Source organism: Hymenobacter segetis (genome assembly GCF_038448715.1).
Classification (GTDB): Bacteria; Bacteroidota; Bacteroidia; order Cytophagales; family Hymenobacteraceae; genus Hymenobacter; species Hymenobacter segetis.
In genome coordinates, this window is sequence record NZ_JBCEVZ010000109.1 from 1 (window position 1) to 10,202 (window position 10,202).

The 10,202-nt window shown below is 63.5% G+C and carries 7 protein-coding genes; 1 reads left to right on the forward strand and 6 read right to left on the reverse strand.

Annotated features, from left to right (window positions below):
- The 6 genes from AAFH49_RS22090 to AAFH49_RS22115 form a co-directional block, all read right to left on the reverse strand.
- Positions 1-502: sensor histidine kinase (locus AAFH49_RS22090; RefSeq protein WP_342301629.1), on the reverse strand; the 502-nt coding region annotated here is incomplete at its 3' end.
- Positions 481-1,140, reverse strand: a complete 660-nt coding sequence (locus AAFH49_RS22095) for a hypothetical protein (protein ID WP_342301630.1) — start codon at positions 1,138-1,140, stop codon at positions 481-483. The genes AAFH49_RS22090 and AAFH49_RS22095, both read right to left, overlap by 22 nt.
- A 58-nt stretch (positions 1,141-1,198) precedes the next feature.
- Positions 1,199-1,936 carry a hypothetical protein gene (locus AAFH49_RS22100; RefSeq protein WP_342301632.1) on the reverse strand — a complete coding sequence of 246 codons (738 nt, stop codon included), beginning with the start codon at positions 1,934-1,936 and terminating at the stop codon, positions 1,199-1,201.
- Between the two features lie 273 nt (positions 1,937-2,209).
- A complete protein-coding gene (locus tag AAFH49_RS22105; protein ID WP_342301634.1) occupies positions 2,210-3,349 on the reverse strand; it encodes a patatin-like phospholipase family protein in 1,140 nt (379 codons plus the stop codon).
- A gap of 181 nt (positions 3,350-3,530) precedes the next feature.
- Entirely contained in the window at positions 3,531-7,982 is a 4,452-nt protein-coding gene (locus AAFH49_RS22110; protein WP_342301635.1) for an ATP-binding protein, read from the reverse strand.
- Complete coding sequence (locus AAFH49_RS22115; protein ID WP_342301636.1) at positions 7,983-9,605, reverse strand: hypothetical protein; 1,623 nt, start codon at positions 9,603-9,605, stop codon at positions 7,983-7,985.
- 262 nt (positions 9,606-9,867) lie between these two features.
- Here AAFH49_RS22115 and AAFH49_RS22120 point away from each other — a divergent pair.
- The coding region (locus AAFH49_RS22120; RefSeq protein ID WP_342301638.1) for a hypothetical protein at positions 9,868-10,202 on the forward strand (335 nt) is incomplete at its 3' end.

Sequence of the window (10,202 nt, forward strand, 5' to 3'; positions counted from 1 at the left end):
GGGCCAGGGACTGGCCGTATTCCATATCCAGCTCGATGGGCAGCTTGCCGGTTTCGTTGCACACGTCCACCAGGTGCTGAATGGCCTCGGCCAGCCCGTAGCGCGAGAGCACGGCCGGGTACAGGCTGTGCGACACGCTGCGCACGTCCTGCACGGCCGCCGTCATGAGCTCTTCGATAAGGGCCAGCAGCTCGGTAGGCGGGGCCTCGGTGGGGGTGCTGCTGAGCCGGTTTATCAGCAGCTTGGCCGTGGCCACCGTCGAGCCGATGCCGTCGTGCAAATCCTGCCCGATGCGCTCGCGCTCCCCTTCCTGGGCTTCAATAATGGCTACCAGCAGCTGCTGCTGATGAATGGCCTCGGCGGTGCGCATGTGGAGCTGCTGTTGCAGCAGGCGCTTCTGGTACGTCACCAGAAAGACCAGTAGCGTGCCCGCCGCCAGCAGCATCACCGCGATGCCACTAAATAGCAGCTGGCCAAACGTTACTTCCGCTGGGGGAGCCATAAGGCCAGGCTGTAGCAGCTATAAAGGATAATGAACAGAAACGAATGTATCATCCAGACGTTGGCATTCAGCTGGTGCGAGTAGTTCAGCAGGTAATTGCTGAAAATGGCAATCTGCAAATAGCCCAGGTAATATATCAATAATCCCGTCGATACCCAGAACATGGGCTCGCGCCGCAGCTGCAGCACGCGTAGCTCGCGCAGCAGCTTCCGGAAATACAGGCCCACCAGCAGCAGTATCAGCGCGCCCTGAACCACCTGCTGACCGGGCCGAAACTGGGCCAGCGCGCCCGGAACCAGGCTATCGAACAAGGCATACGCTGCAAAGCCGCCTACCAGCCAGGGCACGGCCCGGGTGAAGGTAGGCGACTGTAGCGTGTGTCGAAACACCAGGGCCAGGAGGGTGAACTCGCCCACCATATACACCGGCATCAAAAACATGTTGTTGCGGTGCTGAATCATGAACGCGAAAGCCAACACATTCATCGGCAGCACGAAGCCGATAAGCGTGGTGAGGTACCGCATATTCAGCGGCAGCTGGCGGAAGCGAATCAGGCCAATGATTCCGGCTGCCAGTACCGGCAACATCGTCAGCCGCATCACCAGCTGCTGCAACGAAAGATGAAAAAGGTCAGTCATAACGCACTTGCCCTCTTCCGTCAGAACTGGCAATTATAAGGTTTTTTGGTATCGGCTCTCAGGTGCCGGGAGGGCAGGGAAAGGCCATGTCAAAAGCCCGGGCGGCGGTGGCCGCCGCCCCGCGCGCAGCCAGCTCCGCAGCGGGAGCCTGCAGCACCAGGCCGAACGTTTTCGTCAAATCAGCCTCCGAAGTGGCAGTAGGGGCGTGGTACTCGTGCAGGCCCAGGCCCAGGCTGAGGTTCTGGCCCGGAACGGATGCGCTGCCGAAGAGGGCCGACACAAAATCCTTTATCTCAAAGTTGTAGCCTTCGAGCGTGACCGCCTCGTGCGAGGTGGCGGCGTAAGAAATGAACATGTCCGCCTTGATGTCGTCCGCATCGTGCCAGTTTTTTTGCCAGTCAGCAGCCAGGTCCAGCGGAATAGGCTCGCCCAGGCCACCATTTGGGGTGCTGGCCGTGAAGTAGGGGTCGGGCAGGTAGTAGGCCGACAGCCGGTAGCCGGTGGCATCGGTGGCGAACAGGACGAGGTTGAACCGTTCGCCCTGAGGGCCGGGCATCAGCAAAAACCGCGCTTTAATCTGGCTCACGCCGACGGCCGAAACCAGCCATTTAATGCGCTCCGGCGGAAAGCTGAGGGCCTCCAGCCGGTTGCTGTCGGGCCCGAGGAAGGCTTGCGTAAGATTTGCCCCAGATGGCCCGGCAAATTCCTTCCAGGCGGCCGCGTACTGCGTGTAGTCGCCTTCGCTGAGGAGGTAAGAGGTTTCAGTGGCATTGGCTGCCAGAGCGGTGTTGTTCATTGGGTTAGATGAGTAAGGTTGGTGAAGTGATACGTTCGCGAGGGAGTGATTTTGGTGAATTCGGCGTGACGTTGAAACCGGGGGCGCGGCTTCCGGCGGCGGCTTGCCGCACCGGGGAAGCGCCTGGATTAATGGGCCGTGCGGCAGCGGCGCGGCGGCACAAAGAACCGCGACAATTCCGGCGCATACCCCCGTAGAAATACGGTGTTTCAAAACCGGGTATTTTTACGCGGGGGACGGCTCATTCTTGTCCGGTTTCACTCGAATGGTAGGCTAGGCCGGCAGGAAGGCCGCGAAATGCGCCAAATCCACTTCTTTGGCCACGGCCTGGCCCACTTCCTGGAGCTGCGGGATGTACTGCACGGAATCCATCTGCTGCACGGTTTCGGGCTTGATGTGGGGTAGGCCCAAGGCGTCGAGCCCGGCGCGGGAGAGGTCCGCGTTGTAGCGCAGGTAGGTGAAAAACTTCTTCTCGATGGAGCCCGGGCCGATGTCGCCCTTCAAATCCAGCACCTCGCTATCGATTTCGCCGCCGTGCAGGCAGCGCCCAAACACGCGGCACAGCATGTCTTGCTCATTGGAGGCGGCAAACATGAGGGCCGATGGGATGGAGCTGGCGTTGTAGAGCAGGTTCATCTCGTTGGGGGCGAGGTCGGCGTTGGAGCCGGCCGCCGCACCCGTGCCCACCGACACGAGCAGGAGTTGGTCTTCGCCGGTGGGCCATTCCAGCTTGTAGGGCTTCACGGTAGCCATCAGGAAAAGCTGGAACGCGGGGTTGTTATACATGGTCACGCCGCCGTCCACGAACACAAAATCCTCGGTGCCCACGGTCACTACTTCGGGGGGGAAGTAGGTGGGGGCGGCGGTGCTGGCCCGCACCAGCTGCCAGAGCGGCAGCTGCAGGTTGCAGCTGTGGTGGCTGATGTCGTTGTACTTGGCCCGGGGGTTGTTGGAGAGGGGCCAGGGCGAGTCGGTGGTGGCGTTGCGCAGAATCAGGAGCAGGTAGGTTTTCAGGGCCTGGCTGCCCAGCGTGGTTTCCGGCTCGCCGCTGCGCTCCCGGATGACTTCCTGGAGCTTCTGAGCCAGCTGCTCGTCCTTGTACTTATTGCGGAAGCGCTTGAGGATGCTGGCCTTGTCGAACATGGCCGGGCCGCTGGCCAGGTAAAACGCCCGGATATCGGTGACGCGCATGCCCAGGCTGAGGCAGGTGGCAATGATGGCCCCGGTGCTGGTGCCGGCAATGTAGTCGAAGTAATCGGCCAGCACGAAACCCGGCCCGGCCCCGAGGCGCTGCTCCAGGCTGCGCTCCAGCTCGGCCAATATTTCCAGGGTAATGGTGCCGCGGATGCCGCCACCATCCAGCGCCAGCAGCTTGCGCGGGCCGCCCAGCGCGTCTTTGTCTTTAATTGCCATGAAAGGAGTAGTAGGTGTGTGGAATAGAAGAAGGGGCTGGAAATGGACGTGCGTGGCACGCCGGATAAAACCCGGACTACCGGACTTAATTCGGCGGTGAAGTAACGGGTTTTAGCTGGACAATTGAGAAGGTAATGGAAAAATAAAGGCTCAGAATGAAGCGCCAGCCGTCATTGGCCGGCTAGTTCACCGAGCCGTTATAATCGGCGGGGGTGGTTAGCTCAATTTCGTCGTATTCGCGCCAGCCGTCGCCGGGCGTAGTGGTTTTCAGGTGGGCCCAGCCCATCAGGATGTAGTTGTAGTCCAGGTCTTCGAGGCCCACGGCCTGAAATTCGGGCATCTGGCTTTTGGCCGCGTAGCATCTGTCGGCCAGGCTGTAGCCGATGCACTTGGCGTACAGGTCGTTGGCGGCGTTGCGCTCGTCGGTAGTCAAATTCACCAGCCGCCGGGCAAAAGGTACCAGCACCTCGGCCTGATTATCGATGGCGTAGGGCCGCCAGTAGAATACGGACAGCAGGTTGCCGGACACCAGACGCGGCCTTTCCTTCTGCTTCTCGCCCACGTAGGCACCCACGGTGGCCAGGGTGTAGTCGTGTAAGAACTTATCCAGCAGGGGCTGGGCACGTTGGTTATTCGTGAGCATGGCCTGCTCGCTGGCCCTTATTTTGGTGATGGTGGTCATGGGCTCGCCCAGCGCATCGGCCAGCGCGAAGGCGGCGGCTACTTGGCCCTCGTGCGCCAGCGCCGTCGCCAGGTCGGAGAAAGCTACTTGCAGCGGGATTCGGCTGAAAGCGGGCTGGCCGCGAAGCCGTTTGGTGAGCGGGAGCAGCGTGTCTAGCAGGCCGGGGCGGGTTAGCGCACGGTGGCTTTGCAAGGTTTCGGAGAGGCGGAGCAGCAGGGCGTTGCGCTGCCGCCGGCGGGCGTTATCGGGGAGCAGGCCGGGCTGCGCGATGGCCCGAATCCAGGCCAGGTTGGGCCGGTACTGGGCGGAGCGGGACAGGGCTTCGGAAAACAGCGAATTGGTGCGGGCGTTGGAGTAGCGGTCGGGCAACGCTGCTTCCACAAAGGCCACGCTGTCGAGAAGCTGCACCACGGCGCGGTCGGGCCGGGCGCTGCGGGCTTCGTGCTGCAGCTCATACCGAAAAAATGCATCGAACGAACAAGTATAGTAGGTTTCGAAAGCCAAGGTTTTGGGGCGGATGGGCAGCTGCAAATACACCAATGGGCTTTGCGCACCCGTGCTCGCCACCGTGGTGCCGCTTAGCTGGTGCGAGAGTTGGGTCGGGGCCAGATTCCACTCAAAAGAGTTAATCTGATGGAGGTTTTTATGCTTGGCATTCGGGGCAGCGCGGCCTCGCCGGGAGCGCGCATCCTGGCCCGCGAGGTGCTGCTGGAGTTGGCCAAGCGTGCGGCTGAATTGCTCGAACGACGCCTGTGCTGCCGCCGGCTGGTGCTTTATTTCGGCCAGATAAGCGCCCTGCATCTTGCTCAGGAAAGCGCTCAAAAACAGCTCGTCGCGGATTTTGTAGAAGGATTCCGGTACGCCATCGGCCAGGTGGTGCTCTTCGCTTTCGATGAAGATGGATTCCTGGTGGGCAATGGCCTGGCTGGCCTCGCGCAGGGCCCCCCAGGCCTTGTCGCGACTGGCAGCCGGCACCGAGAAGCTCACGCGGTCGGCGTTCAAATAGCCGGGGTCGACGCCGCCGAGGCGGATGGCATCGGCCCGGTTCAGGTTGGCAATGGTAGCCTTCTGGCTCACATCGAACACCTGCTGCACGGGGGCCACGCTGAGCAGGCTGTACGTGGTGGCCGCGAATAACTCATTGAAGGTGACGCCGCCCACCTGTGCGCAGGCATTCAGCAGCTGGTGCGTGTTGGCGGGGGTGAGCAGCTCGTATTTCACCAGATACGGCACCAGGGCAATGCCGCCGTTGGCATCGGTGAGGGTGAGGGGCTGGCGGCGCATGGTGTCCAGGCATTGGGCCAGCTGCGGCAGCTGGCGCAGGGCTGCAAAGGCCATCGCTGCCGTGAGATAGCCGCCGCTGTGCGGGGTCCGGCTCTCGCGGGCATACAGCGTGCCCGTGGGCGGAAACAGCCGGTTGAACTGCCCGACGGTACCGGGGTCAAATGGACTCAAACCAGTCAGAAAAGTCAGCTCGGCGGGGCCATCGGTGCCCTGGCCCAGCAGCACGCGCAGGCAAAAGCCGAAGGCCACCGGGCTGGGCGCGGGCAGCGCCGTAGTGGGCGTTTGAATTTCCTGCTGCACATAATCGCGCAGGTTGCGCAACAGCTGTTGTTTGGTAGCTGCGAAGTGCTGGCGCTCCGGCAGCGGCATTCGGCCTGGCACCGGCCGGGCCGAATGCCGCTCGTCCCATATTAAGTAGTGAGTGAGGGCCATGATGGTGCGGGCCGTGAGCACGGCCACCCGCCGCTGTGGCTCGCTGAGGGTGGCCGCGCCGACGGTGGGCCGGGCAATGCTGCCAGCCCGTGCCAGGCGGCGCTCCAGGTCGTGCAGCACGGGCCGGATGTAGGGGTTTTCGCGCGCCACCGTGTCGTATTCCACGTTGCTGAGGCCGCCGTACATGCTCAGCTCAATGTCCAGGGCCAGGGTGTCATTGGCCAGCGAATCAAGCATGTGGGGGAAGGCGTAGTCGCGGGCCGCCCGGCCGCTGAGCCAGGGACGGTAGAGGTTGTTCTTGAGCCGGTCGGCGTTGATGAAAAAGGCCGCCATGTCGCGCACCGCGATGAACGGCGGCTTCTGAAACTCCCGGTCCCGGTCGAAATAGCCGTTCACGATGGAGTAGGTCACGTAGTCGCTCTGCTGGCGGCGGTGGCGCACGCCCAGCCACACCAAGGCCAGTAGCAGCGCCGGCAGTAGCACGGCCGCCGCCAGCCGCCACGCGCCGTAGTGCGCCACCAGCAGCGGCACCCGCAGGCGGCGGCGACTGGCCCGGAGGTAGCGCGTAAGCACGTCGTTCTGGGCGGCGGCCTGCTCTTCGCGCAGCGTGGCATCGGCCGTAGGGCTGGCTTCGAGGTAATAGGCCAGCCAGTTGGCCGCGCCTTTTTTGCCGGCGTGCCACTGGGCAAAAAAGGTATACAGACCAATGGGCAGCAGGAAGCCGGGGCTTTCATCGTTGGCCTGCCAGCGGCCCGCCTGCTGCCGGAAATTCTCCGCGATTCGTACGTCGGCGGCCTCGGCGCTGGCCCAGCGGGCCAGGTGCTGCCAGTTCCGAATCAGGCTTTCGTGGGTGAGGTCGAGCACGGCATCGGGCGGGAGCACGGCGCGGTCGTCATCGTCTTCGCTCAGAAAAGGGGAGAGAAAGGTGGTGCCCGCCGCCCGGAAGGGCCGCAGAATGTGGCACACCACCGGCCAGGGCAGGTTTTCGTCGTCGATAATAGCCGTGATTTGGGCCCCCGTGAGGCGGTTGCGCACTACGCGCTTGCCATCGGTGCGCGTGAGTACCCGAAAGGTCTGCTCAATCACCCGCTCGGCGGTGCCTGGCGACAGCGGGGGGCTGAAGTCACGGTTGTACAGCTCGTTGGCTTCGGCATAGAGCTGGTTGGCGTGGGCATCGAGCACGTTGAGCAGCGAGGGGTTGGCCAGCAGAAAATCGCGCTGCTGGGGTGGCAGCGTGGTTTGCCACTGCGCAAAACGCGGCTGGTCCTCGGCCGGCAGCTCGTCGCTGAGCCCGCCCACCATGGCGTAGTGGAGCAGGTCCATTTCCTCGCGGCCCTCATCGGCGGCCAGCCAGATGCGGCGCAGCGCGTGCTGGAGCACCGGCAACTGGTCCTGGCCGTGGCCGATGTCATAGAGCAACCGCTGCACCAGCCGCTCGCTGATGCGGTTGCCGCTGAGCAGCGCCGGCTCCCGAATCACTTCCACAAACTCGTGGCGCACCAGCCGGGGCACGAAATACTGGCTGGCCCCAATCTGCTCAATCAGGCCCCGGAACTCGGCGCACTGGCCCACGAAATCGGAGCGCATGGTGCACACGATGTAGATGGGCAGGCCCTCGGCCCGGGCCAGGCGGGTGGTTTCCAGCAGCAGGTTCACCACGGTTTGGGCGGCCGCGTTGGGCGTTTCGCCGTCGTAGTTTTCGGGGTTGGTGAAGAACTCCTCGAACTGGTCGACGACTATCAGCAGGTTGGCGGCTTCGCGCTGGTGGCGGCGCTCCTCGGCCGGGCTGAGGCCCGGTGGGGGCGGGGCGGGGCACAGCGCCGACGTTTTATAAAGCTGCACCAGCGCCGAAAACCCCTGCTCCAGCTCGGTCTCGATGGCCCCGTGGCCGGGCAGCCGCAGGGCCGTGGCCAGCGCCTGCGAAAGGTTGCGCAAGGGGCTGCGCTCGGGCCGGAAGGTGGCCACGGCCCAGCTGCCGTAGCGCGCCCGCACGAAGCCGGCCCGCACCTCGGGCAGCAGCCCGGCAAACACCAGCGACGACTTGCCATCGCCCGACGCCCCGGTTATCATCACAAACCGCCGCTCGGCCAATAGATCCAGGCACTTGGCGACGTGAGCTTCACGGCCCCGGAAATAAATGGCCTCGTCTTCGGTAAAAGTGCGCAGCCCGGTGTAGGGGCAAATGGGGGCGTCGAGTCCGAACAGGGACGACGCGGCGGCGGTGGAAGCGTCCATTTAGGCCGGCAGGTTGAGTTGCTGGAACACGCGCCGCACTTCCTCGCTCACGCCCAGATGCGGCTGAATGCGCGAAATGACCTTCGGGGCCTTGAAGCCGTGCATGCGGTTCAGCACCGGGTCGTCTTCGCCCACAAACAGGATGGGCGTGGTGGAGCCCGCCCCGCCCACCAGCCGCCACACCTGCTTCACGAAGGGCAGGGCCCAGCCAGCACTGTGCTTGAAATACACCACCGCCAGCTTGCTTTTCGGAATGGCCCGTACCGTGATGTCCTTGTACAAATCCTCGCTATCCGGCTCAATGGTGAGGATTTCCAGCGGGAATTCCTCGCTCAGCCGGTCGGTGATGGCATTGGCTTCTTCCAAATCCATCTCATTGAAAACGAAGAAAATATCTGTCTCTTTTTCAATGACAGCGGCCGGCGGAGCCGCTTGGCGCAGGCTGCTGCGCAGGTCCTCCACCAGCTGCATGGCGCTGGGCGCGTTCGTGAAGGTGCACTGCTCGGTGAGTTCGTTGCGGATGGTGTTCACGAAGGCTTTTTGGGCGGGCTTCACGGCCAGGGCCTCGTCGGGGCAGTACCACACAAACTGCCGGAACGCCGGCCGGCTGCCGGCCACCCGCCGCGCCTCCTGATAGGCAAACATCGGGAACGAGCACTCGTCGTCGTCCTCAAACCGGCGGCCAAACTCATTGCCCAACAAGTGCAGCGCACACACCGCCGAGGCCAGCGCCTCCTGCGTGCGCAGCCGGAACTCGTTCTCATCCAGCGGGCAATCAGAAGTGGGGACTACATGCAGGCCGGCTTTGGTGCACACCAAAGCCAGCTCCTCACGTCGGGCGGCCAGCTCCTTCGAGGTCCAGGCCAGGAAAACCACCGGGCCGTTAGCGCGCGCGGCGACTGGCGGGGCCGAAGCAACAGGAGCAGTTGGTGTTGCCTCCGATACCGGCGCGGCTGGCGGTGCCCAGGCCGGCGCATCCTGCAGCCCTGGTGCCACCGGGGTTGTTGCTGCGGGGGCGCTCTGTTGCTTGGCGGCGGCCACCAGCTCCTTGATGGCGTTGGCTACTTTGTTGATTTGGTTGCGGTAGAGCAGGCCGCCGGTGGGGCGGGGCAGCTCGTCGTCTTTGGCGCGGAGGGGGCGGTTCACGCCCAGGTCCTGGTACACGAAGTCTATCGTGCGCAGCGGGCCGCCCATGGTGTGCTCCAGCAGCTGCACATCGGTGGCATCGAGGTTGTGGATGCGCAGGGGCAGGATGCGGCAGCCCACGTTGCCGCTGGGCAGGCGCAGGTGCAGGCCCAGGCGGTCGGCGCTGGCCTGCTGGAGGAAGGGCAGAAACTCGTGCTGCCACGAAAACCGCGTGGTGTCGCAGTAGGTCTGCGAGATGAGCGGAATCAGGATGAAGGAGCGCAGGCGGTGCGCCAGGCTGGGGCCTACCATGTGCGTATCGCCCAGGCCGTCGGTGCGGTCCTTATCGAAATAAATGCTCAGCCGCTCCTTGATGGTGGCCGCCAGCTCCTCCTGCAACCGGGCCACAAACTCGGTCACCCAGCCATCGAACAGGTTGTCGTTGTGCCGGTAGCTGATGAAAATATCGTACTCGAACTCGGGTAGCAGGGCGGCCATAAGGCGGGTAGCGTTGGAAAAGAAATCGGCCTAAAGTTGCTGCCATCTCAAATAGAGTGGGGTTTATCCTATATAGCCGAGGTGCAAGGTAGCAGTTGCCCGCGTTTTGCGGAGAGGCGGACTGAGAAAAGCAGTTGACCCTGGTCGGTGCCAGCCGTAGAAGAACCTGTTTCCGGTTCTGCCGCCGGCCGGCCTGAACTCGGGTTAATATGTTTTGCTGCTCCGGCGCAGCTTTTTGCTGCTCCTCAATATGGTCGATAATATGCCAAATAACAGTGCGTTGACTAGTGGCGTCTTAGCCATTGGCTTTGTGGGCAAGCGCCTGCTGCCGCCGGGGAGGGAGGGGGCTTTGCGCGCCACGCTCGCGCAGGTGCTCGACCAATTAGAAGCCGAAAATCCCGGTCGTGAGCTGCTGGGCATATCGTCGCTGGCGCTGGGGGCCGATACCGTGTTTGTGGAGCTAATGGCGGAGCGGGGCAGCCGGCCGGCCGCCACCGGCCGCCCGGCCTACGCGCAACTAATATTCCTGCCCACGCCGCCCGCCGGTTTCTTCCTGCCCGCCGACTTCTGCCTGGGCGATGAGGCCGCCACCGACCC